This window comes from Methylopila sp. 73B (assembly GCF_000526315.1).
In the GTDB taxonomy this organism is placed as follows: Bacteria; Pseudomonadota; Alphaproteobacteria; order Rhizobiales; family Methylopilaceae; genus Methylopila.
Genome location: NZ_JAFV01000001.1, coordinates 2489282 through 2512049 on the forward strand (window position 1 = coordinate 2489282; position 22768 = coordinate 2512049).

Consider the following 22768-nt stretch of genomic DNA (forward strand, 5'->3'; position numbering starts at 1 on the left):
CTGAAGGGGTTAGATGACGACGTATGAGGTCGGGATCAGATGACGACGGAGGCGAGCGGCGCGAAGCCGTTGAACGCCACCGCGGCGTAGGTCGTGGTGTAGGCGCCGGTCGCCTCGATCAGCACCTTGTCGCCGATCTCGAGGCTCACGGGCAGCGCGTAGGGCGCCTTCTCGTACATTACGTCCGCCGAGTCGCAGGTCGGACCGGCGAGCACGCAGGGAGACATCGCGTCCTGGTCCCGTCCGGTGCGGATCGGGTAGCGGATCGCCTCGTCCATGGTCTCGGCAAGGCCGCCGAACTTGCCGATGTCAAGATAGACCCAGCGGATCTCGTCCGCCGCGTCCGACTTCTTCGACACCAGCACCACCTCGGCCTCGATCACGCCGGCGTTGCCCACCATGCCGCGGCCCGGTTCGATGATCGTCTCGGGGATACGATTGCCGAAGTGCGCGCGCAGGCCCTCGAAGATCGCCTCGCCATAGGCTTCGACCGCCGGGATGTCCTTGAGGTAGCGGGTCGGGAACCCGCCGCCGAGGTTCACCATCGAAAGCGTGATGCCGCGCTCCGCGCAGTCGCGGAAGATCTGCGCGGCCGAGCCGAGGGCTGCGTCCCATGCGCCGGTGTTGTTCTGCTGCGAGCCGACGTGGAACGACACGCCGTAGGCCTGCAGGCCGAGACGATGGGCGTGGTCGAGCACGTCCGCAGCCATCTCGGGCGCGCAGCCGAACTTGCGCGACAGCGGCCATTCGGCGCCGGCGCCGTCCGCCAGGATGCGGCAGAACACGCGCGCGCCGGGGGCCGAACGCGCGATCTTCTCCACCTCGGCGCGGCAGTCGACCGCGAACAGGCGCACGCCGCGGGCGTATGCTGCGGCGACGTCGCGCTCCTTCTTGATGGTGTTGCCGAAGGAGATGCGGTCGGGGCCCACGCCGGTCGCGAGCGCCATGTCGATCTCGACCACGGAGGCGCAGTCGAAGCACGAGCCCATCTCGGCCAGCAGGTTCAGGATCTCCGGCGCCGGGTTCGCCTTCACCGCGTAGAACACGCGGGTGTCGGGCAGCGCATGGGCGATCTTGGTGTAGTTGTCGCGCACGATCTCGCTGTCGACGACCAGAATCGGCTCGTCGGACTGCTTCTCGGCGAGGAAGCGTCGGATGCGGTCGTTGTCGAGGGCGGAGAGGTGCGAGGCCATGGCGGTGTCCCAACGGAAGTCAGAGTGACGGTTGAGGGACGCCGATCGCCCGGAGCGCGCGTTGGAGACGCGCTTCGGTCGTCGTCAGCATCCCGCGGCCGAATCCGACTGGACCCGACCGTTCGATCACGCCGTAGTCACGACGACCTCTCGCGACGGAACGAACCGTCTCGGACAAGGTCGGCGCCACGTTTGGGACTTGGGGAACACCCGGAGACCCGCACGCCCGGCAAGGAAGTAGTCGCCTCTTCAGTGACCCCGGCGTTTGGACAGCCGGCAGAGACCAAAAAAGCCCTCTACGTCGTTGCTTCACGTCGCGTCCGCCGTCGGAGAGACGACTTAGAGCCGGTTGGGATTTCCGGCCATCGGGTTGCCCGGCGGGGAGTTCCCGCCAACCCGACACACGACACAGGCACGCGTTCATTGGGCAAGCGACGAGATAGGGACGTTCGCTGTCGCATGCAACAGAAACTTTGAATTGTGACGGTGTTTTTTGTCGAGCGAGTCCAGAAGGTTCAGGCCGGCCGGCGGCTTGCCCGCGCGAGGTCCGCCCGTTACGACTTAAGCCTCGTGCGGGCGGCCCGCGCGTCCGAGCTTTCCGATGCGCCTCCGGCGGGGGACGGCGCGCTCCCATCAGAGTTTCGATGAGCGATTTTTCGATCAGCCCACTCACGCGCCGCGACGCGCTCAAGCTCGGCGCGGCCGGCGCGGTCGCAGCCGCTTCCGTGCCCGCCTTCGCCCAGCAGCCGACGCCGCAACCGGCCTTCGGCTACGAAGACGTGGTCCGCCGCGCGCGCGACCTCGCGAAGCAGCCCTACGACCCGGCCGCGCGGGAGCTGCCGGAGGAGCTGCGCAACCTGAGCTTCGACCGGTACCGCGACATCCGCTTCCGGCCGGACCGCTCGCTCCTCGCCGCCGGCGGCGGCCCCTTCCGCATGCAGATGTTCCACCCCGGCTTTCTCTACCGCCGCCCGGTCGTGGTGAACGTCGTGCGCGACGGCATCGCCACCCCCGCCCCCTACTCCGGCGCGCTGTTCGACTACGGGGCCAACAAGTTCGAACGCCCGCTTCCGGTGGACCTCGGCTTCGCCGGGTTCCGCCTGCACTACCCGCTGAACGATCCGCGGGTGTTCGACGAACTGATTTCTTTCGTGGGCGCGAGCTACTTCCGGGTGCTCGGCCGCAACCAGGTCTACGGACTCTCCGCGCGCGGCGTCGCGATCGACTGCGGCGGCCCGAACCCGGAGGAGTTTCCGGATTTCCGCGAGTTCTGGGTCGAAATGCCCGGGCCGGGCTCCGACCGCGCCACGATCTACGCCTTGCTCGACGGGCCCTCGCTCGCAGGCGCCTATCGCTTCGTGGTCTACCCCGACGTCGAGACCGTCGTGGACGTCACGGCGACGCTCTGCATCCGCAAGCCGATCGCCAAGCTCGGCGTCGCGCCGCTGACGTCGATGTTCTTCTACGGCGAGAACCAGCGCCGCCACTACTCCGACTTCCGGCCCGAACTGCACGATTCGGACGGCCTGCTGGTCCAGACCGGCGGCGGCGAATGGGTGTGGCGGCCGCTCCGGAACCCGAAGACGCTGCAGTCCTCGTCGTTCTGGGACACGAACCCGCGCGGCTTTGGCCTGATGCAGCGCGACCGGCTGTTCGAGCACTACCAGGACCTCGATCTCTCCTACCAGCTTCGGCCGAGCTACTGGATCGAGCCGCGCGAGGGTTGGGGCCAGGGCCGCGTCGAACTGATCGAGATTCCGACCGACGACGAGACCAACGACAACATCGTGGCCTTCTGGGTCCCGGCGGGTCCGGTCGAGGTGGGCCAGGAGCGGGTTTTCGGCTACCGGCTGAAATCGCTGTCGTCGGACGGGCGTATGCACCCCGGCGGACGCGCGCTCAACACCTTCCCGACCCGCGCCGCGGCGCTCGGCTCCGCCGAGCCCGTGCCCGCCGGCACCCAGCGCTTCATCATCGACTTCGCGGGCGGCGACCTGCCCTATTATCTGGGCGACCCGTCGCGGGTGGAGGTGGTGCCCTCGTCGTCCTCCGGCCGCATCAGCCGCACCTTCGTGACGCCGAACCCGAAAATCGGCGGCTTCCGCGTCGGCGTCGACGTGCAGGCCGACACGGGCCAGACGATGGAGCTCCGCGCCTTCCTGAAGGCGGGCGAGCGGGCGCTGACCGAGACCTGGACCTTCCCCTACGCGCCGGAGAATGGCTGACCGCTAGCGATCCAGCCGCCAGCGCTGGGCGTCGCGGGGGCTCGGGGCCCGATGGACTTTGGGCGAACGCTCGCCGCAGCGGCGGCACACCAACGCCCGTGCGAGCCGCTCCGGCGGCTGCGCGGTCGGCGGGCTCCCCGCCTCGAACACACAACGATGGCCGCAGCGGCGACACTCCACGCACAGCCAGCCGATAAACCGCGCGAGATCCTCGTGCCGGGCAGGCGGGAGCGTCGGCTGCGCTCTGACCTCCGGCGGCGGTTCGATCTTGGCCATCATCCATCTCCCTTGAAGGGAGAAATTCCATAAGAACAAATAAAGAACAAGAGCCGATCGCCGCGTGTCCATGATCGCGTGGCCATAGAGCGCGACGTGGCGCATCGCGCGCTGGGCATGGCCGCGGGATTCAACGCGCATCAGCTCGAAGAGCCATCCGCCGTGAGCGCCATGCCGCCACGACGCTCGGCGCGGCCCGAGACTATCAGGGGATCAGTTCAGGCGGGACTGCGCCATGGCGGCGACCGAGCGCAGCACGGCGGCGATCTGGCCCGCGGTCGCGAGCCTCAGATCGGCCAAGTACTGCGTGAAGACGGCCTCATCGTCGCTTGTCCAGCTGGCGGAGCCGCGCCGATGGTGCCGGCTTCGCCCTGCGCGCAAGACGGTCATGGCCTCCGCCTGCTCGGCGATGCGGGTCTCGATGGCGGCGAAACGTATGCGGGCGGCCAACGCCCCCGCCGCCCCGCACGCCCGCGTCGACTGCGACGCCGCCCCCTCGGTCTCCATGAACGCGACATTAATCATGACGCCCCGCCGCGCAACGGCGTCCGCGCGGCTGTGCACAGGCGATCCGGCGCCGTTGCGCGGCCCAGACGCGCGTGCGACCGGAGCCTTCGTCCCTTGTGCAGATCGCATATCTGCAGACGACGAGGCCTCCGGAAATGCGGATGCTGATCTCGGTGCGAGCGGCCAACAACAACGGTAGAAACGGATCAGAGTTTTCGTAAATTCACCTTGCATGATCTGCCAAAATCAGAACATGAATATGAAATGAAAGATCACTGGAGATTGACATGAGCTATGCGCAGGACCCTATCACGCTAGCCGGCGACATCGTCGCAGCCTATGTCAGCAACAACTCCGTCCCCTCCGCCGATCTTCCGGAGCTGATCGCGAGCGTGCACGGCGCGCTGGTCAAAGTGGCGACGGGCGCCGTCGAAGAACCGACGGTCGAACTCAAGCCCGCGATCGCCATCAAGAAATCGATCGGGCCCGACTACATCATCTGCCTGGAGGACGGAAAGAAGTTCAAGTCGCTCAAGCGCCATCTTCGCACGCGCTACGACCTGAGCCCCGAGGATTACCGCGCCAAGTGGGGGCTACCGCTGGACTATCCCATGGTCGCCCCGAACTACGCGGCGGCCCGGTCCGAACTCGCCAAGAAGATGGGCCTTGGCCAACAGCGCGCCAAACCGGTCGCAGCGCCCGCGCCGGCCCCGGCGAAGCGCGGCCGTAAGCGCGCCGCAGCGGAGTAGGCGTTGGCGTTGGCCTCGGCTCTCGCGCCGCGCTGCGAAGCCTGGCCGGAACAAACCTGATATGAGTAAGCCCGGCCAATCCCCATCGGCCGGGCTTACTTCGCTGGTTCGTGACGGAGAGGGGCGGGAGACCGTCACGACGCCGTTCAGGGCGGGGGATCCAAATGCGAAGCTTCCGTCCTTGTAGACCGAAGTCCCTGAACGCTTTCCCGCCGTCGCGTTCATCAGGCGTTCATTGACGCGACGAGGACCGGAGACGATCGGCGCCTTCCCCTCAGTCCGGCAGGCCGAACACGATCACGGCGCCGCCCTGCCGGAAGCCCCAGATCTGGCTGCCGCCGGCCGCCACCGCGACGTACTGCTTGCCGTCGACCGCGAAGCTGATCGGCGGCGCGTTGACGCCGGCGCCGCAGTTGAAGCTCCAGAGCTTTTGGCCGGTCGTCGCGTCGAAGGCCGAGAAATCGCCGACGCCCTCCCCCGTGAAGACCAGCCCTCCCGCCGTCGCCAGCGCCCCGCCGATCAGCGGCTGCGGCAGCTTCGTGCTCCAGGCGATCCTGCCGCCCGCCTTCAGGTCGATCGCCGCCAGAATTCCATAGGTGCCTTCCGATACGGGCTCGATCGAGAAGTAGCGGACTTCGGGCTTGCCGTCGGCCGCGGGGATCACCTGCGAGCGGTAGGCAGCCGGCCAGTGCATGGCGGCGACGAACGCGGTCTGGCTGGTGGGGTCGACGGCGGCCGGCGACCAGTTCACTCCGCCCCCGACGCCGGGCGCGACCACGACGCCGTCCGGCGTCGGCGCATGAAACAGGTTCGACTGCGGCGAATAGGGCTCGGACTTGAACAGCAGCGCGCCCGTCGCGCGATCATGGACGAAGTACCAGCCGAGCTTGCTCGCCTGCCCCACCGCCGCGACTGTCCGCCCGCCGACATCGACGTCGAACAGCGAGGGCGGGCTTGCGACGTCGTAGCCCCAGAGGTCGTGCGGCGTCTGCTGGTAGCTCCAGACGAGGCGTCCGGTCTTGGCTTCGAGGGCGACGAGCGACGAGGTGTAGAGATTGTCCCCAGGCCGGCTTTCGCCCGCGGCCTGCGGCGACGGATTGCCGACCCCGAAGTAGATCAGCCCCGTCTTCGTATCGAGCGCCGGCGCATGCCAGATCGAACCGCCGCCGAAGCGCCAGGAATCCTGGTGGTCGGGAGCGGCCGCCTTCTCCGCCGCGGCGTCGCGCGGCAGCGTCTCGCCATAGGCGGTCTTTTCCAAAAACGCGCCTTCCCACCCCTCTTTGGTGGTATCGAACCGCCAGACCTCCTTGCCGGTCGCGGCGTCGTAGGCCGCGAGGAATCCCGGCCGGCCGTAGCGCCCAGCGACGCCGACCACCGCGCCCAGCGGCGCGCCCGGACGGTCGCTGTCGAGGTGGAGGCCGTAACCTACCCCGGTGATGCCGATGATGATCTTGCCGTCGTAGACCAGCGGCGCGGCGTTGGCGCCGACGCCGGTGGCCCCGGAGACGGCGCCCTTCAGCGTCGCGTCGCCGGGACTGATCGCGCCGCGGTCCTCGCTCGGGCCGTCGGTCGCCGCCGGATCGAGCGCGACGTCCCAGACGACCTTGCCGGTGGACTGGTCGAGCGCGACGAGGCGCGCGTCCACCGTCGCCACGTAGACCCGGTCGTAGCCCAGCGCGGCTCCCCGGTTCGCCGGGCCGCAACACAGTTTCTTCGTCGCCGCCTTGTGCTCGTAGCGCCAGATCTCGCGCCCCGTCCGGGCGTCGACCGCCATGACGTGGGAGAACGGGGCGGTGACGTACATCACCCCGTCGGCCACCAGCGGGGTGGTCTGGAAGGTCGCGGCGGTCCCGGTCTGGTAGATCCACTTTGGAACCAGACGCTTGACCGTCTCCCGGCTGATGTCCTTCAGCGGCGAGAACCGGCGGTCGCCGTAGTCGCGGCCGGGTAGGATCCAGTTCGCGGCGTCCCCATCCGCCGCCTGCAGCCGGGCGTCGTCGATCGCCGCCGCGACGGCGGGCGGCCCACCGAGGAGGCAGAGGGCCGTCGCGACGATCAGGCGGCGAATGAGGGTCATGGGGAGATCCTGACGCTTGAGATGGACGGCACGGTCGGCGGGACGACAATCCGCCGCCAGACGACTTAAGGTCTACGCGCGAAGCGCCGTCGCGGCTCAGGCGCTTCGTTGTCATCGGGCTGTTATCGCGCTCCGCCAGGGGTTGAGCAGGCGTCGAGGGGTGAAGCAGCCGCGACCGCGCGCCGGATGCTGGGCGTCGCCAGCGCCCATGACTGTTCCCGCCGCCCCCGACGTGATAACCGGGCCGCATCCGGGCGCCCGCCCTCCCTCGAGAACGGACACTAACGCCTTTGCGTATCGTGATGATCGGCGCCGGCTATGTCGGCTTGGTCTCCGGGGTCTGCTTCGCGGACTTCGGCCATGACGTGACCTGCGTGGACACCGACGCCGGCAAGATCGCCGCCCTCGAGGCGGGGCGCATCCCGATCTACGAGCCGGGCCTCGAGGACCTCGTCGCAAGCAACGTGCGCGGCGGCCGGCTGACCTTCTCGACCGACGTCGCCTCCGCGGTCGCGGGCGCGGACGCGGTCTTCATCGCCGTCGGCACGCCCTCGCGCCGCGGCGACGGCCATGCGGACCTGTCCTACGTCTATGCGGCCGCCCGAGACATCGCCAAGGCCGTGACCGGCTTCACCGTCGTCGTCACCAAGTCGACCGTGCCGGTCGGGACCGGCGACGAGGTCGAGCGCATCATCCGCGCCGCCAATCCGGACGCCGACGTCGCGGTGGCTTCGAACCCGGAGTTCCTGCGCGAGGGCGCCGCGATCTCCGACTTCAAGCGGCCGGACCGGGTGGTGATCGGAACCGTCGACGAGCGCGCCCGCGCCGTAATGAGCGAGATCTACCGCCCGCTGTCGCTCAACGCCTCGCCGCTGATGTTCACCGAGCGCCGCACGGCGGAGCTGATCAAATACGCGGCCAACGCCTTCCTCGCGATGAAGATCACCTTCATCAACGAGATCGCCGACCTCTGCGAGAAGGTCGGCGCGAACGTGCAGGAGGTCGCCCGCGGCATCGGCTCGGACAACCGGATCGGCTCGAAGTTCCTGAACGCGGGTCCGGGCTACGGCGGCTCGTGCTTCCCGAAGGACACGGTCGCGCTGGTGAAGACCGCCCAGGACCACGACAGCCCGGTCCGGCTGATCGAGACCACCGTCGCGGTCAACGACACGCGCAAGCGCGCCATGGCCCGCAAGATCGTCGCCGCCATGGGAGGCGACGTCCGCGGCAAGACGATCGCGGTATTGGGCCTGACCTTCAAGCCGAACACCGACGACATGCGCGAGGCGCCGTCGCTGTCGATCATCACGGCGCTGCAGGACGCCGGGGCGACGGTCCGCGCCTACGACCCCGAGGGCATGGAGCAGGCGAAGCCCCTGCTCGAAGGCGTCGTCTTCTGCCCGGACGCCTACGCGGCCGCCGAGGGCGCGAGCGCCGTCGCGCTGGTGACGGAATGGGACCAGTTCCGCGCGCTTGATCTCCCCCGATTGAAGGCCGCCATGCGCGAGGCGGTGATGGTCGACCTGCGAAACGTCTACCCCCCGGCCGAGGTCGTCCGGCACGGTTTTGCTTATGCAAGCGTCGGCCGCAACGCCGGCTGAGACAGCGTCGCGTCAGACGCTGAGGTGACGAAGGATGCGTTCGCGCGCGTCGGGGCCCGTCGCGCCCTCGTCGTCGATCTCGCCGAGCTTCAGCACCGCCCAGCGGTCGGCGACGCGCAGGGCGAAATCGAGGTTCTGCTCGACGATCAGCATCGTGGCGCCGCTCGCCGCCCGCTCGGCCGAAAGGGCGGCGGCGATGCGGTCGACGACCGAGGGCTGCAGGCCCTCCGAAATCTCGTCGATCAGCAGCAGCCTTGGCTTCAGCATCAGCGCGCGGGCGAGGATCAGCATCTTCTGTTCGCCGCCCGAGAGCGTGCCCGCGCGTTGCGCGAGCCGGTCCTTCAGGAACGGGAAGTGGCCGAACACGCGCTCCAGCGCCGCGGGCAGCAGACGGTCGCTCGCGACCGCGAGCCGCAGGTTGTCGCGGATCGAAAGATCCTGGAACAGCGGCTGCTCCTGCGGCGCGTAGCCGACGCCGAGCGCGACGAGCTTCGCGGGAGACAGCCCTGCGACCGAAACCCCGTCGACCGCGATCGCGCCGCCGCGCAGGCCGACCATGCCGAGGATGGTCTTGAGCAGGGTGGTCTTGCCCATGCCGTTCTTGCCGAGCAGCGCCACGATCTCGCCCGAGGCGACCGTGAGCGAGACGCCCTTCACGATCGAGACGGCGCCGTAGCCGCTCGTCACGCCATCGAGCGCGAGCGCGCCGCCCGTCGCGTCCTCCGCCCGCCGCGCCGCGTCAGACATGCGCCCCTCCCGAATAGATGGTCCGGACAAGCTCGGAATTGACGACCTCGTCCACGGTCCCGTCGAGCACCAGCCGTCCCTGGTGCAGGACCACGATGCGCGAGGAGATCTGCCGCACGAAGTCGAGGTCGTGCTCCACCAGCACCGCCGCGATGCCAAGCTCGGCGGTGAGGGTCTTCAGCACGGCGCCGATGGTCGTGCGTTCGGCTTTGGTGAGGCCCGCGGTCGGCTCGTCGAGCAGGATCACCCGCGGCTCCAGCGCCACCACCATCGCGAGCTCGAGCGCCTGCTTCTGGCCATGCGAGAGCAGCCGCGTCGGCTCCGCCAACATGCGGTCGAGGCCGGTCATCCGGAGCACGTCGAGCGCGGCCTGCGGCAGGGTCAGGGTCTCGGCGCGGCCGAGGGCGCTCAACCCGTCGTGGGGCGCGCGGGCGAGCAGCAGGCAGTCCGCCACCGTCAAGCTTTCGAACACGCTCGCGACCTGGAACTTGCGGCCGACGCCGAGCGCCACGATGCGGTTGGGCGTCAGGCCGGCGGTCGAAGCGCCCGCGATCGAGACCGCGCCCTTGAAGGGCTCCGTGCCGTCGCTCAGGCAGCGCATCAGCGTGGTCTTTCCCGCGCCATTCGGGCCGACGAGGCTGACCAGTTCGCCGGCGCGGATCTCGAGGTCGATGTTCTCGAGCACGGTCAGGCTGCCGTAGGACTTGGCGAGGCCGTCGATCTTGAGCAGCGGCGCGTCGGACGCCTCCGCCTCCGCGCGCGGCGGGCTGGCGGCCAGCCGCGGGGCGAAGCCCGGCCGGCGTCCGACCGGCAGCGCGCCCCAGGCCCGGCGAGCGAGTTCCGCCAAGCCGCCCGGCAGCAGGATGATGACGGCGACGAAGGCCGTGCCGAGCAGCAGTTGCCACAGGAACGGCAGGTCGCCGGAAAGGTTCGCCGCAAGATAGTCAATCGCGATCGTGCCGAGGACCGGTCCGAGCAGCGTGCCGCGGCCGCCGAGCGCGACCCAGATCACGAGCTCGGTGCCGAACAGGAAGCCGGCGTTCTCCGGCGCGACCACCGACGAAGCGTTGGCGAAGACGAAGCCGGCGAGGCCCGCGACGCCCGCGAGCACGGTGGTGAGCGCGATCTGCAGCCGCTTGGGGCTGAGCCCCAGATAGGCGCAGCGCGCGTCGTTGTCGCGGACCGCGACCAGCGCGCGGCCGGCGTCGGAGCGCACGAACACCCAGGCCGCAAGCGTCACCGCGATCAGCACCAACGCCGCCAGCCGGAAGAAGCCTTCGAGCTCGAGCGGCAGCACGTCGAAGCCGACGAGGCCGCTCGAGGAGCCGGTCCACTCGCCACCGGAATAGATCAGCTGCGTCACCACGATGGGCGTGACCAGCGAGATGACGGAGGCGTAGAGCGCGGTGGAGCGGTGGTAGAACGACAGCCAGCCGACCGCGAGGCCGAGCGCCATCGGCGCGACGACGGCGAGCGCGAGGGCGACAGCGATCCACGCCGGGGTCGCCCCGAGATAGGTCAGCGCCATCGCGGTCGCGTAGGCGCCCACCCCGAAGAACGCCGCCTGCCCGAAGGTGAGGATGCCGGCGAAGCCCCACAGCAGGTCCACCGTCACCGCGAGCACGGCGTAGATCATCGACCGGGTGAGGACGTTGACGGCGAAGGTGTCGAGAACGAGCGGGGCGATCCAAAGCGCGACGGCTGCGAGACCCGCGACCACGAAGGGCGCGGCCCGCGACAGCCGCGCGCGGCCCCGCTCGGGCCGCGCGGCGAGCCCGAGGGCGGAGACGTCGTCAGGCACGGGAGAAACCTTTCGGGCTGATGCGCAGCACGAGCGCCGCCAACACGGCGATCGCGATGCTTCCCAGGATCGGGCTGACGAAGGTGCTGATCAGCACCTGCGCCGCGCCGAACACGAGGCAGGCGACGCCAAGCGCGAGGAAGGACGCGTCCGCCACCATCACCAGCATGAAGGCGCCGATCAGCCAGCTGACGCCCATGTTCGGATCGACGCTGGTGAGCGGGGTGAGCAGCACGCCCGCGAGCGAAGCGAGGCCGGCGCCGATCATGAAGGTGAAGAACCGCACGCGGGCGGTGTCGATGCCGAGGCCGCGCGCCAGGGTCTCGTTCATGATGACGGCGCGCGCCGACAGCCCGAGCCGCGTGCCCTCGATGGTGAGCGCGAAGGCGACGCCGATGACGACGGCCGCTCCGAGCGCCACCAGACGGTAGGCGGAGTAGTCCGCGCCGAAGACCTCGACGGTGCCGGAGAACAGGTTCGGGGTCATCTGCACGTCGCGGCCGAAGCCAAGCGTGATCAGCTGGCCGATGACGATGCCGAGCCCCCAGGTCGCGAGGATCGCGTCCAGCGGCCGGCGGTAGAGCGGTCGGATGATGAAGAGCTCGGCCAGCCCGCCGAGGGCGCCGCCGATCACGAAGGCGAGCGGCAGCGCGGCCCAGGGGTTAAGGCCGAGCTTGGCGGCGACCACGGCGCAATAGGCCCCGATGGTCAGCCAGGCCCCGTGGGCGAAGTTGATGATCTTCAGCACGCCGAACACCGCCAGCAGCCCGATCGAGACCACGAACAGGATGCCGGCGGTGGTCAGGACGTCGAGGATGAGCAGCATCTTCGGCCTTTCCTTGAGGCGTCATCGCAACGCGTGGAAGCGCGGTCTTCGGTCCCCCTCCCCCTTGCGGGGAGGGGGTAGGGGTTGGGGGTCGGGCAGAACCAAGCTCGTCAGGGGAGAGAGGCGCCGGCGGCCAAGCGCCGCCGTACGAACTCAGCCTGAACCACACCCACCCTCGGCCCCTCCCCCCAAGGGGGAGGGGAGAAGGACTGGAGTCAGTTCAGCTTGGGGCATTGCTCGCCGGGATCGACGTCCTTGAACGAGCTGACGACCTTGACCGAGCCGTCGCCCTGCACCTGGCCGAGGTACATGGTCAGCGGCGCGTGGTGCTGCTTCGACATGCTGATCGAGCCGCGCGGGCCGGTGAAGCTTACCGTCGGCAGCGCCTCGAGCACCTTCGCGGTCTCCGTGCCGCCCGCCTTCTCGACGGCGGCCTTGTAGAGGTAGATCGCCTCGTACTGCGGCACCGAAAGGTCATTCGGGGTTTTCAGCCCGGCGCCGAACTTCTTGCTCATCGCGGCGAGGAAGGTCTTGTTCTCGGGGCTCTCGATGCCGGTGACATAGGAGGCGGAGAGGTAGATCCCCTCGGCGTCCGCGCCCATGCTCTTCGCCGTGCCTTCGTCGACCGCGAGGTTGGCGTAGGGCAGCGCGACGCCCGCGCCGCGCAGCTGCTTGGTCAGCGTCACGTTCGGCGCGCCGCCGGCGGTCGAGGTGATCAGCGCGTCCGGCTTGGCGTCCTTCAGCTTGGAGATGATCGCGGTCCAGTCGCTGCCGTCCATCGGCAGGTACTCTTCGCCCACGACCTTGCCGCCGATCTTCTCGATGTAGCTCTTGGTGAAGGCCAGCATGCCGCGGCCGAAAGCGTAGTCGCTGCCGATCAGGAAGTAGGTCTTGGCGGCCTTGTCCTTGGCGAAGGCGTCGACGATCGGCGGCACCTGCTGCTCGGGCACCCAGGCGTTCACGAACAGGTTCTTGTTGCAGGACCGGCCCTCGTAGAACGAGGTGTAGATGTACGGCACCTTGCCCTTGGTGACGGCCGGCAGGCCGGCGTTGCGGGCGGCGCTGGTCTCCATCGAGATCAGCACGTCGACCTTCTTCTGGTAGATCAGGGAGTCGAAGGCCTTCTGCGCGCCCGCGGCGCCGGAGGCGTCGTCGGCGACCTCGAGCTTGAGCGGACGGCCGAGCACGCCGCCGGCGGCGTTGATCTCCTCAACGGCGAGTTCGGCCGACTGCACGACGGACGGGGCGACGACGCTGTTCGCGCCGGAGAGGCCGACCGGCACGCCGATCACGATCGGTTTGTCGGCCGCGAAGGCGGGCGACGCCGCGAGCGCGAGGGCGGCTGCGACGCCGGCGAAGTGACGCTTGAGCATGGATCTTGGCTCCTCGGAGACAGGGTGAGACGGCGAGGCCTGGGCTTCAGCCGTAGACGTCGCTGCGCCTGTCGCGCAGGACGGAATTGAACTCGTTGAGGTCCTTGGCGGAGGCCTCGTCCAGGTCGATGATCGCGGTGAGCGTCTCGGGCTGGTCGCGGCTCGCCGGGCCGGCGATCGTCCAGCCCTTCGGCCCGATGATCAGGCTCTGGCCCTCGAACGGCTGGCCGCGCTCGACGCCGACGCGGTCGGCGCAGGCGATGAAGATCCCGTTGGAATGCGCCGCCGCCCGGTGCAGCGTGTTGGCCATCGCCGCCTCGCCCTCGGGCTGGCTCGGCATCGGCACCCAGTTCGTCGGAATGCAGACGATCTCCGCGCCGGCGAGAGCGAGCTGGCGGAACGTCTCCGGGAACCAGCCGTCGTAGCAGATGGCGACGCCGATGGTCCCGATCGCCGTCTCGAACACGGGAAAGCCGAGATCGCCCTTTCGGAAGAATATGTTCTCCCGATACCAGAGATGCGACTTGCGGTAGACGCCGATGAAGCCTTCCGGGCCGAGGATCATCGCGGAGTTGTAGAGCGCGTCGCCGTCGCGTTCGGCGAAGCCGGCGACGAGGTAGACGCCGAGCTCCTTGGCGAGCGCGCCCCAGGCGAGCGCGGTCGGCCCGTCCTTGGCGGGTTCGGAGAGCGCCGTCGCCTCCTCCATGCTTTCGAAGACGTAGCCGCTGTTGGCGAGCTCCGGCAGCACGATGAGCCGGCTTCCCGAAGCCGCCGCCGCGCGGATGAGCTCGGACGCCCGCGCCACGTTGTCGGCGACGGCGCCCATCTTCGGCTCGAACTGAATGCACGACACCTGCAACGGCGGACGCGCGGGATCATTCGCTTGGATCATGTAAGCTCCAAAACGCAAAAAGCCCCTGGACGCGGAAGTCATCCGCAGACCAGAGGCTCCATAGCCGAGATGTGATGCAGCAATCCTGCTGCGGGGCAATCTTGCCCGACGCCGTTACGATAGACTCGATGACGCCGTGATCAAGGCGATAAATGCAGCAAGACCTGCCGTGATCATGACCTTTCGGCCAACGAGATGTGCAGTCCCAGGCCGCTCATCGCCTCGTGCGCGGCCACCACGCTTTCGGCCACGCTCGCCAGCGGCACGCGGGCGGCGGTGGCGCGGTCCCGAAGCAGCTTGTAGGCCGCGTCCTCGTCGATCCGGTTGAGGTCGGTGAGGAGCCGCACCGCCTTCTCGACCATCCGGCGACCCTTCATCGTCTCTTCGAGCTTGACGATCTTGGCCGTCAGCCGGCCCTCGTAGCCGCGCCGGTAGCGGGCCAGCGCGAACTGGGTGAGCACGCCCCGCGGCCTCAGCGGCTTGCTCAGCACCCCGTGGGCGTTGAAGTCCACGATCGCCTTCAGCGAGGTCGGGCTTTCGTAGGCGACGATCGCGATCACCGCGGGCTCCGTCTCCTCGATCGAGGGCAGCAGATGTCCGACCTCGGCGTCGTCGAGCTGGATGAACAGCGTGTCGATGTCGGGCGGCAGGACCGCGGGCGGCGGCCAGGCGATCGAGACCTCACAGCCCAGACGGCGCAGCTGGTCGACCAGCGAGGCGCCCTCCTCGTCGCGCGGATGCACCACGAGCGCCCGGGCGCGGCGGAGATCCTCGAGAATCCGGCGGGCCGGACCGCTCACGAGGCGAGCCCTTCCTCGAGCCAGTTCGATTCGAACCGCGACGCCGCAAGGTAGGGATCCGGACGCACGGGACGCCTCGACCGCCAGACCACGTCGAACTGCCCGTCCGCGCGTGCGACGCCGATGCCGGGCGTCAGCCAGATGTGGCGGGTCTCGCCGTCGAAGGCGAGGTCGCCCTCGGGCGCCGCGAAGCTCTGGCGCAGGGCGGCGGCGCTCAGGCGCTCCGCGTCCAGCGTGCCGGCCTCGGCGAGCGCCTTGGCGAAGAGATGCACCTGCGCGTAGGCCGTCTCCGACCACATGCTCGTCGGCCGGCCCTCGCCGAAGCGCGCCTTGAAGGCCTGGACGAACCGGCGGTTCTCGTCGCTGTCGAGCTGCTCGAAATAATGCGCGGCCAGCACATGGCCGGAACATCGCTCGGCGCCGATCGCCTGGATCTGGCCCTCCGACATGGTGAGGCTCGCGATCGGCCGGCGCGCCCGGTCGATCCCGGCGTCGGCGTAAGCGCGGTAGAGCCGCTCGGCGCCGCGTCCCACCACGGTCGAGAACACCGCGTCGGGCGCGGCGCGCAGGATTTCCGCCACCATCGCCTTGTGGGCGTCTTCGTCGGCGTCGAGCGGCGCATAGAGTTCGCCGACAATGGTCCCGCCCTTGGCCTCGATCAGGTCGCGCATGACCCGGTTGGACTCGCGCGGGTAGATGTAGTCCGAGCCGACGATGAAGATGCGCGGCCCATATTCCTGCAGCAGGAAGTCCGCCAGGGCGAACACGTTCTGGTTCAGCGTGGCGCCGGTGTAGATGACGTTTTCGGAGTACTCGAACCCCTCGTAGATCGACGGGTACCAGAGCAGTCCGTTGTGCCGCTCGATGGTCGAAAGCACTGACTTGCGGCTCGCCGACAGCGAACAGCCGAAAATCACCTCGACGCCGTCGTCGGCCAGCAGCCGCCGCGCAAGAGCGCGATAGGCGTCGTTGTCGGCGGCAGGGTCGTAGCAGATCGGCTCGATCTGCCGGCCGAGCACGCCGCCTGCGGTGTTGATCTCTTCGATCGCGAGCGCCGTGCCGAGGAAATGCTCAGTCTCGGTGACGCCGCTCACGCCGCTGCGCGAGAACAGCACGCCCACGCGCCACGTCGCGTCGTCCTCCTTCGCCATCCCTGCCCCGTCTCATCCGTGTTCGTCGTGCGAAACATGCCGAAAGCCCCGCGCAATCGACAGCCTCCGCCCGTTCCCGGTCAATCCTCGGCGTCCGTTGACCCCCGATTCATCGTCCGGCGCCATAGTGTCCGGAGCGAGGACGCGCGTCATTGGCGCGGGGATCAATGACATATCTGAGCAAAACCGAGGCATGAACATACTTTCAAGGTCGAAGCGCCCGCTCCAACCCAGGCGTTAATGATCGATCACCGAAGCTTTTGACTCTTTTTTCTAAAAATTGAATCAGTTGAGCGTGGGGGACGGTGATCGGCGGGGGCCGATTTATCGGCCGATCACATCGGGGACTGACATGAAACTCAGCATCGCGGCCGCCGCCGTCGCGGCGTTGACGGCGTGCGCCGCCGCGCCGGCGTTCGCGGCGGACGAAAACCTGTCCGGCGCATGGTCGGGCGTGATCACGCTCCCGCTGATCCCGTCCTCGGGCGCCGTGCTGCCGGACGGAAAGACCCTGCTGTGGTCCGCGGACGACGAGTTCACCTTCGGCACGCTCGGCAAGGTCAAGGCGCTGCTGTTCGATCCGGCGACGCTGACCCATGTGCGGCAGGACGCCGAGGTCGGCCACAACATGTTCTGCACCGGCACCACCATGCTGGCCGACGGCCGCGTCCTCGCCAACGGCGGCTCGAACGCCGCGGTGACCAGCATCTACGACCCGAAGACCAAGAGTTACGCGCGCGCGCAGGACATGAACATCCCGCGCGGCTACAGCGGCAACACGATCCTGGCGGACGGCTCGGTGCTGACGCTCGGCGGCTCATGGTCCGGCGAATGGGCGGACCGCAAGGACGGAGAGATCTGGACGCCGGACGCGGGCTGGCGCGTGCTTCCGGGCGTCGCCACGAGCGGCATGACGACCCCGGACGAGACCTCCGGCTACGCTTACGACAGCCATTACTGGCTGATCCCCGCGGGCAACGGCAAGGTGCTGTTCGCCGGTCCTTCGCCGGCGATGAAGTGGATCGACTCGACGGGCGGGGGCTCGGTCAGCGAGGCTGGCCTGCGCGGGGACGACGCCTTCGCGATCAACGGCACCGCCTCGATGTACGACGCCGGCAAGGTGCTCAAGGCCGGCGGCTCGATCTCCTACAACGGTAACCCGGCGCGCGCGGGCGCCTACGTCATCGACGTTTCGAGCGGCGACGCGGCGGTGACCAAGGTCGCGCCGATGGCCTACGCCCGCACCTACCACAACGCGGTCGTGCTGCCCGACGGCGACGTGATGATGATCGGCGGCCAGACCTACGGCCAGAGCTTTTCGGACTCGAACGCCGTTCTGGCGGCGGAGATCTGGAACTCCAAGACCGGCGTCTTCCGGATGGTCGCGGCCGCCGCGCGCCCCCGCAACTACCACAGCATCGCCCTGCTGCTGCCGGACGGGCGGGTGCTGTCTGGCGGCGGCGGCCTGTGCGGGTGCTCCGCGGATCATCCCGATGTCCAGATCTACTCGCCCGGCTATCTCTTCGACGCGAACGGGGCGCTCGCCTCGCGCCCGAAGATCGTGTCGGCGCCGGACGAATTCCGCTTCGGCGCGGAAGCGGCCGTCGTCACCGACCGCGAGGTCGTCGCATTCTCGCTGGTGCGGATGTCGGCGGCGACGCATTCGGTCAACAACGACCAGCGCCGGCTGTCGCTCAGCTTCCGCCCGACCGGAACGAACGCCTACGCGCTGAGCGCGCCGTCCAATCCCGGCTATCTGCTGCCCGGCAACTGGATGCTGTTCGGCCTCGACGCGGCCGGCACGCCGTCTGTCGCCAAGATCGTGCACGTCAGCCCGAACGCGGTGGCGTCGCTGGTGAGCCCCGGAACCATCGTCACGAGCCTCGGCGCGGGTCTGCTGGTGGAGCCGAACGTCGTTCCGCTGTCGCGAGAGACGATCTTCAGCGCGGTCGGCCTGCCCGCGGGAATGACGATCGACCGCACCACCGGCGCCATCTCCGGCGCGCCCTCCGTCGCCGGCACGTTCCAGGCGCAACTCATCGCCACCGCCGGCGGCCAGACGGTCTCGACCGACTTCAAGGTCGCGGTGGACGGCGCCCTCGCCGCCGGCGACGGGTTGCTCGGCGAGTACTACTCCTCCATGGACCTCACCGGGCCGATCGCCATGCTCCGCCGCGAGGCGCCCTATTTCTCGTTCCCGGAGACCGGGCCGGGCGGGAACGTGCCGGGCGCCTTCTCGGCGCGCTGGAGCGGCGAGATCACCGCGCAGCGCAGCGGCGTCACCCAGTTCCGGGTCGAATCCGACGACGGCGTGCGGCTGTGGATCGGCGGCAAGCAGATCGCGGACGACTGGGTCGCCCATGCGCCCGCCGTCAAGGAAGGCCAGCTCGATCTCGTCGCCGGGCAGAAGGTCCCGGTCTTCATGGAGTATTACAACAGCCTGTTCGGCGGCACGCTGCGCCTGAGCTGGCTCCGCCCCGGCGACGTCGACTTCATCCCGATCCCCCTTTCGCAGCTCGGCGGTTCGTCCGCGCCGCTGTCGACGGCCAATCTCGCGCGCGGAAAGGTCGCGACCCAGTCGAGCGTGCAGAGCGGAGGAACGCCCGACCGCGCCGTCGACGGGGTCGTCAACGGCCAATGGTCGGCAGGTTCGGTCACGTTGACTCCCACCCAGGCCAATCCCTGGTGGCAGGTGGACCTCGGCGGCCGCGCCGCGCTCGACTACGTCCGGCTGTGGAGGCGGACGGACTGCTGCGAAGCGCGCACGAAAAACCTCTATGTCTTCGTCTCGGTCGAGGATCCGACCGGCCGCAGCTTCGCGGAGCTGATGGCGGATCCGGCGGTCGTCAAGCGCTACGTCTCGGCGGACGTCACGATCACCAACTTCATCGACGTGCCGATCGGCGCGATCGGCCGGTTCGTCCGGGTGCAGGGAGCGGCCGCCTCCGCGCTTCAGCTCGCGGAGGCGCAGGCGTTCGGCGTCTTCACCAACAAGCCGCCCACGCTCACCGTTCCAGCCGCGCAATCGTCGCCGGCGGGCGCCGCGGCCGCGCTCGCCGTCAAGGCGACCGATCCGGAGGGCGACGCCATCACCTTCAGCGCGAGCGGCCTTCCCGACGGGCTGTCGATCAACGCCACGAGCGGGCGGATCTCCGGCACGCCGACCACGCCGGGGTCCTACGCCGTCGCCGTGACGGCCGCAGACGCGCTGGCGGCGACGGCGGGACAGTTTTCCTGGACCGTCACCGAGGCCACGCCCACCGTACGGTCTCTGCTCGTGAAGCCGACGGTGGTCAATCGGACGGTCACCTACTCGCCCACCATCCTGAACGGCGAGGGAGTGACCTACCGCTGGAGCTTCGGCGACGGCACGGCGGACACCGCCTTTTCGACCAGCCCCGTCGCGACGCACGTCTTCAAGGCCGCCGGCAGCTTCGACGTCACCCTGACGATGCGGACGGCGAGCGGGCGGCAGACGACCTACGGCTTCGACCAGGCGATTTACGTGAAGCCGGCCTCCGACGCGCGCGGCGCGACCAGCGGCGCGGCGGGCTACGAAGCGCGATCCGGAGCGTCGCCGCGGCTATGGATCGCGAACCCCGACAACGACAGCGTCGCCGTGCTCGACCTCGGAACCAACACGCGGGTCGCGGAGATTCCGGTCGGCGTCTCGCCCCAGAGCCTCGCGATCGCGCCGAACGGCGGAGTGTGGGTCGTCAACCGCGACAGCTCCACGGTCAGCGTCGTCGATCCGGCGTCGCTGACCGTAGTCCGCACCATCGCCCTCCCCGCGGCGTCCCGCCCGTTCGGCATCGCGTTCGTGAATGGAAACGGCGCCGCGGTGGTCACGCTCGAAGGGCTCGGCGAGGCGGCCATGATCTCCCCCGCCGGCGTCTACGGCGGATCCGTGCCTGTCGGGCCCTCGCCGCGGTTCATCGCCGCGAACCAGGCGCAGGACCGGGTCTTCATCTCCCGCTTCGTGACCGGCCCGCAGCCCGGCGAGGGCACGGCCGTCGTCAAAAGCGTGGACGCCGCCGGCCAGCCGACGGGCGGCGAGGTCCGCGTCATGAAGCTGGACGGCGTCGTCGAGAGAACGATCGTCCTTCGTCACTCGACCGCGCCGGACAGCGAGGCTGGCGGGCGCGGCGTGCCGAACTACGTCGGCGCCCTCGCCCTGTCGCCCGACGGCAAGACCGCCTGGGCGCCCTCCAAGCAGGACAACATCGCCCGGGGGACGCTGCGGGACGGCCAGAATCTGACCTTCCAGAACACGGTGCGCGCGATCGTCTCCAAGATCGACCTCGCCACCGGCCAGGAGGACCTGAGCGCGCGGATCGATCTCGACAATTCCGGCGTGGCCAGCGCCGCCGTGATGCATCCGACGGGCGCCTATCTCTTCGTCGCGTTGCAGACAACGCGCCAAGTGGCGGTCGTGGACCCGGTCGGGCGGCGCGAGCTGTTCCGTTTCAAAGTGGGTCGCGCGCCGTCGTCGCTCACCCTGTCGCCGGACGGAGACACGCTCTACGTCGGCAACTTCATGGACCGCACGGTGACGGTCGCCTCGCTGGCCTATGTGCTGCGCTACGGCCAGATGAAGGAGCGCATTCTCGCGACCATCCCGACGGTCGCGCAGGACAAGCTGTCGCCGACCGTGCTGAAGGGGAAGCAGTTCTTCTACGACGCCGCGGACCTCCGGCTCGCCCGCGACGGCTATCTCAGCTGCGCCGCCTGCCACGACCGCGGCGAGGACGACGGCCGCACCTGGGACTTCACCGGCTTCGGCGAAGGCCTGCGGAACACCATCTCGCTCGTGGGCCGCGCCGGTCTCGGCAACGGCTTCATGCACTGGAGCGCGAATTTCAACGAAGTGCAGGACTTCGAAGGCCAGATTCGCAGCTTCGCCGGAGGCCGCGGCCTGATGTCGGACGCGGCCTTTGCGCTCGGCACCCGGTCCGACCCGCTGGGGAAGGCCAAGGCGCGCGCGAGCGCCGACCTCGACGCGCTCGCCGCCTTCGTGCAATCGCTCGACGCGTTCCCGCCGAGCCCCTACGCCAAGGCCGACGGAGCGCTGACCCCGGCGGGCGTGACCGGCAAGGCGGCCTTCGACCGCCTGCGCTGCGGCTCCTGCCACGCCGGCGACGCGATGACGATCAGCGGCAACGCGCGCCGGATGAAAGACGTCGGCACCATCAAGCCCTCGTCCGGCAGCCGCCTCGGCGGGCCGCTCCCCGGCATCGACGTGCCGACGCTGCGCGGGGTCTGGGCCACGGCGCCCTATCTCCATGACGGTTCGGCCGCGACCCTCGCCGATGCGGTGAAGGCCCACACGAACGTCACGGCGTCCGCCGCGGACCTCAGCGCCCTCGCCGACTACCTCAAGCAGATCGGCCCGCCATGAGATGGCGGCCGCGAGGCGCCGCGGCGACGGCGGCGCTGGCGCTCGGAGGCGTCGGCGCCGCCTCGGCTGCGGCGTTCCTGCCGGACGTTCGAGGCTATGCGCTGTACCACGGCTACGCCGGACTGCAGGCCTCCGTCGCGGCCACCGAGGTGCCGCTGCCGACATCCGCCTCGCGCTGCGCGAACTGCCATGACGCCCGGCCCTCGGCTGCGCCGCGGCGGGTCGTCGCCCTCGACCGGGCGAGCCTGACACAGGCCACCCCCCGGCGCGGCGGCCCCGCCTCGGTCTATGACGCGGCGGCGTTCTGCACGGCCTTGCGGGACGGGCTCGACCCGTCCTCGGTCCTCCTCGACCGGACGATGCCGCGCTTCGTGCTCCCGGACGACGACTGCCAAGCGCTGTGGCGCTATGTGAGCGGCCGGTGAGCGGCCGGCGCGCTGCCCTCGTAGGGGCGCTCCTCGGGTGCGCGCTCACGGCCGTCGGCGTCGGCGCGGGCCTTTTCCTGTCCGCGCGGAGCGGCGCGCCGCCGACGCTCCCCGCCGTCGTCTCCGCGCCGCAGGAGACGCACCTGCCGTTCGGACCGATCCGGCCGCCGCGCGCCATGCCGGCGGTCGCGTTAACCGGCGACGACGGCGTGGCCACGACGCTCGCCGCGCTCACGCACGGCCGCTACACGCTGCTGCAACTGATGTTCACCGGATGCTCGGTCACCTGCCCGATCCAGGGCGCGATCTTCAAGGCTGTCCAGGCGGCGCTGGCGGCGGAAGGCGTCGAGGCGCAGTTGCTTTCGGTCAGCATCGACGCCGTGGGCGACACGCCGGACGCGCTGGCGCGCTGGCTGAGCGGCTTCGACGCCCGAACGGGCTGGCGCGCCGTGGTCCCCTCCCCTGAAGGCGTCGGACCGCTCGTCGACGCGCTCAACGGCCGCGGCTCCGGCCCGGACGTGCACGACGCCCGGGTCTATCTCCTAGCGCCCTCGGGCAAGCTGATCTTCGTCACCGAAGAGATGCCGAGCCCACGCTACCTCGTGAAGCTGCTGCGCGACGCCGCCGCCTTCGAGGCGCGTGCGCCACGTTAGGACCGCGATCGCCTGTGACGGAGGCGGCGTCATGCCCGGCGAAGCCGGGTAAGTCGTGGACGCCCGCGTGAAGA

Annotated in this window: 17 protein-coding genes; 6 read left to right on the forward strand and 11 right to left on the reverse strand. The window is 69.4% G+C overall.

Annotation, left to right across the window (positions count from 1 at the left end; translation table 11 throughout):
• Positions 1-35 precede the first annotated feature (35 nt).
• Positions 36-1193, reverse strand: a complete 1158-nt coding sequence (locus K244_RS0112015) for a type III PLP-dependent enzyme (protein WP_020186518.1) — start codon at positions 1191-1193, stop codon at positions 36-38.
• Positions 1194-1837: 644 nt separating this feature from the next.
• On the opposite strand from K244_RS0112015, the gene K244_RS0112020 reads away from it, so the two are divergent.
• On the forward strand, positions 1838-3418 hold the full coding sequence (locus K244_RS0112020; RefSeq protein ID WP_020186519.1) for a glucan biosynthesis protein G: 1581 nt from the start codon (positions 1838-1840) through the stop codon (positions 3416-3418).
• Positions 3419-3421: 3 nt separating this feature from the next.
• Here K244_RS0112020 and K244_RS23925 read toward each other — a convergent pair whose 3' ends face one another.
• Both K244_RS23925 and K244_RS0112030 read right to left on the reverse strand, forming a co-directional pair.
• On the reverse strand, positions 3422-3835 hold the full coding sequence (locus K244_RS23925; RefSeq protein ID WP_024816472.1) for a hypothetical protein: 414 nt from the start codon (positions 3833-3835) through the stop codon (positions 3422-3424).
• Positions 3836-3907: 72 nt separating this feature from the next.
• On the reverse strand, positions 3908-4219 hold the full coding sequence (locus tag K244_RS0112030; RefSeq protein ID WP_020186520.1) for a hypothetical protein: 312 nt from the start codon (positions 4217-4219) through the stop codon (positions 3908-3910).
• 269 nt (positions 4220-4488) lie between these two features.
• Between K244_RS0112030 and K244_RS0112035 the strand changes: the two genes are divergently transcribed.
• A complete protein-coding gene (locus K244_RS0112035; protein WP_020186521.1) occupies positions 4489-4950 on the forward strand; it encodes a MucR family transcriptional regulator in 462 nt (153 codons plus the stop codon).
• 274 nt (positions 4951-5224) lie between these two features.
• Here K244_RS0112035 and K244_RS0112040 read toward each other — a convergent pair whose 3' ends face one another.
• On the reverse strand, positions 5225-7027 hold the full coding sequence (locus K244_RS0112040; RefSeq protein ID WP_020186522.1) for a PQQ-binding-like beta-propeller repeat protein: 1803 nt from the start codon (positions 7025-7027) through the stop codon (positions 5225-5227).
• A 290-nt stretch (positions 7028-7317) separates the two neighbouring features.
• On the opposite strand from K244_RS0112040, the gene K244_RS0112045 reads away from it, so the two are divergent.
• Positions 7318-8628 (forward strand): UDP-glucose/GDP-mannose dehydrogenase family protein, encoded by a 1311-nt coding sequence (locus K244_RS0112045; RefSeq protein WP_024816474.1) that lies wholly within the window; start codon positions 7318-7320, stop codon positions 8626-8628.
• A gap of 12 nt (positions 8629-8640) precedes the next feature.
• On the opposite strand, the gene K244_RS0112050 is transcribed toward K244_RS0112045, so the two are convergent.
• The 7 genes from K244_RS0112050 to K244_RS0112080 form a co-directional block, all read right to left on the reverse strand.
• The gene (locus tag K244_RS0112050; protein WP_020186524.1) at positions 8641-9375 is read right to left on the reverse strand and encodes an ABC transporter ATP-binding protein; all 735 of its coding nucleotides are present in this window, start codon (positions 9373-9375) and stop codon (positions 8641-8643) included.
• Entirely contained in the window at positions 9368-11095 is a 1728-nt protein-coding gene (locus K244_RS0112055) for an ATP-binding cassette domain-containing protein (RefSeq protein WP_280949670.1), read from the reverse strand. The genes K244_RS0112050 and K244_RS0112055 overlap by 8 nt, the downstream gene beginning before the upstream one ends.
• A gap of 73 nt (positions 11096-11168) precedes the next feature.
• Entirely contained in the window at positions 11169-12002 is an 834-nt protein-coding gene (locus K244_RS0112060; RefSeq protein ID WP_020186526.1) for a branched-chain amino acid ABC transporter permease, read from the reverse strand.
• 215 nt (positions 12003-12217) lie between these two features.
• Positions 12218-13375, reverse strand: a complete 1158-nt coding sequence (locus tag K244_RS0112065) for a substrate-binding protein (protein ID WP_020186527.1) — start codon at positions 13373-13375, stop codon at positions 12218-12220.
• Positions 13376-13421: 46 nt separating this feature from the next.
• Positions 13422-14267: a nitrilase family protein gene (locus K244_RS0112070; protein ID WP_020186528.1), complete on the reverse strand. Its 846-nt coding sequence runs from the start codon at positions 14265-14267 to the stop codon at positions 13422-13424.
• A gap of 173 nt (positions 14268-14440) precedes the next feature.
• Positions 14441-15067, reverse strand: coding sequence for an ANTAR domain-containing protein (locus tag K244_RS0112075; RefSeq protein ID WP_020186529.1), 627 nt, complete (start codon positions 15065-15067; stop codon positions 14441-14443).
• Positions 15064-16218 carry a transporter substrate-binding domain-containing protein gene (locus K244_RS0112080; protein ID WP_020186530.1) on the reverse strand — a complete coding sequence of 385 codons (1155 nt, stop codon included), beginning with the start codon at positions 16216-16218 and terminating at the stop codon, positions 15064-15066. The genes K244_RS0112075 and K244_RS0112080 overlap by 4 nt, the downstream gene beginning before the upstream one ends.
• Positions 16219-16570: 352 nt before the next feature.
• On the opposite strand from K244_RS0112080, the gene K244_RS22720 reads away from it, so the two are divergent.
• From K244_RS22720 to K244_RS21920, 3 genes are read left to right on the forward strand one after another with little or no spacing between them, the layout of a single operon-like run.
• A complete protein-coding gene (locus K244_RS22720) occupies positions 16571-21616 on the forward strand; it encodes a putative Ig domain-containing protein (protein ID WP_020186531.1) in 5046 nt (1681 codons plus the stop codon).
• The gene (locus K244_RS0112095; RefSeq protein ID WP_020186532.1) at positions 21613-22041 is read left to right on the forward strand and encodes a hypothetical protein; all 429 of its coding nucleotides are present in this window, start codon (positions 21613-21615) and stop codon (positions 22039-22041) included. Before K244_RS22720 ends, K244_RS0112095 begins: the two co-directional genes overlap by 4 nt.
• Positions 22038-22694 carry an SCO family protein gene (locus tag K244_RS21920; RefSeq protein WP_020186533.1) on the forward strand — a complete coding sequence of 219 codons (657 nt, stop codon included), beginning with the start codon at positions 22038-22040 and terminating at the stop codon, positions 22692-22694. Before K244_RS0112095 ends, K244_RS21920 begins: the two co-directional genes overlap by 4 nt.
• Positions 22695-22768 lie beyond the last annotated feature (74 nt).

What these genes read in the sequence shown, in the direction of transcription:
- K244_RS0112015 (WP_020186518.1), bottom strand. Translation starts at nt 1,193, where the DNA reads ATGGCCTCGCACCTCTCCGCCCTCGACAACGACCGCATCCGACGCTTC.
- K244_RS0112020 (WP_020186519.1), top strand. Translation starts at nt 1,838, where the DNA reads ATGAGCGATTTTTCGATCAGCCCACTCACGCGCCGCGACGCGCTCAAG.
- K244_RS23925 (WP_024816472.1), bottom strand. Translation starts at nt 3,835, where the DNA reads ATGCGCGTTGAATCCCGCGGCCATGCCCAGCGCGCGATGCGCCACGTC.
- K244_RS0112030 (WP_020186520.1), bottom strand. Translation starts at nt 4,219, where the DNA reads ATGATTAATGTCGCGTTCATGGAGACCGAGGGGGCGGCGTCGCAGTCG.
- K244_RS0112035 (WP_020186521.1), top strand. Translation starts at nt 4,489, where the DNA reads ATGAGCTATGCGCAGGACCCTATCACGCTAGCCGGCGACATCGTCGCA.
- K244_RS0112040 (WP_020186522.1), bottom strand. Translation starts at nt 7,027, where the DNA reads ATGACCCTCATTCGCCGCCTGATCGTCGCGACGGCCCTCTGCCTCCTC.
- K244_RS0112050 (WP_020186524.1), bottom strand. Translation starts at nt 9,375, where the DNA reads ATGTCTGACGCGGCGCGGCGGGCGGAGGACGCGACGGGCGGCGCGCTC.
- K244_RS0112060 (WP_020186526.1), bottom strand. Translation starts at nt 12,002, where the DNA reads ATGCTGCTCATCCTCGACGTCCTGACCACCGCCGGCATCCTGTTCGTG.
- K244_RS0112065 (WP_020186527.1), bottom strand. Translation starts at nt 13,375, where the DNA reads ATGCTCAAGCGTCACTTCGCCGGCGTCGCAGCCGCCCTCGCGCTCGCG.
- K244_RS0112070 (WP_020186528.1), bottom strand. Translation starts at nt 14,267, where the DNA reads ATGATCCAAGCGAATGATCCCGCGCGTCCGCCGTTGCAGGTGTCGTGC.
- K244_RS0112080 (WP_020186530.1), bottom strand. Translation starts at nt 16,218, where the DNA reads ATGGCGAAGGAGGACGACGCGACGTGGCGCGTGGGCGTGCTGTTCTCG.
- K244_RS22720 (WP_020186531.1), top strand. Translation starts at nt 16,571, where the DNA reads ATGAAACTCAGCATCGCGGCCGCCGCCGTCGCGGCGTTGACGGCGTGC.
- K244_RS0112095 (WP_020186532.1), top strand. Translation starts at nt 21,613, where the DNA reads ATGAGATGGCGGCCGCGAGGCGCCGCGGCGACGGCGGCGCTGGCGCTC.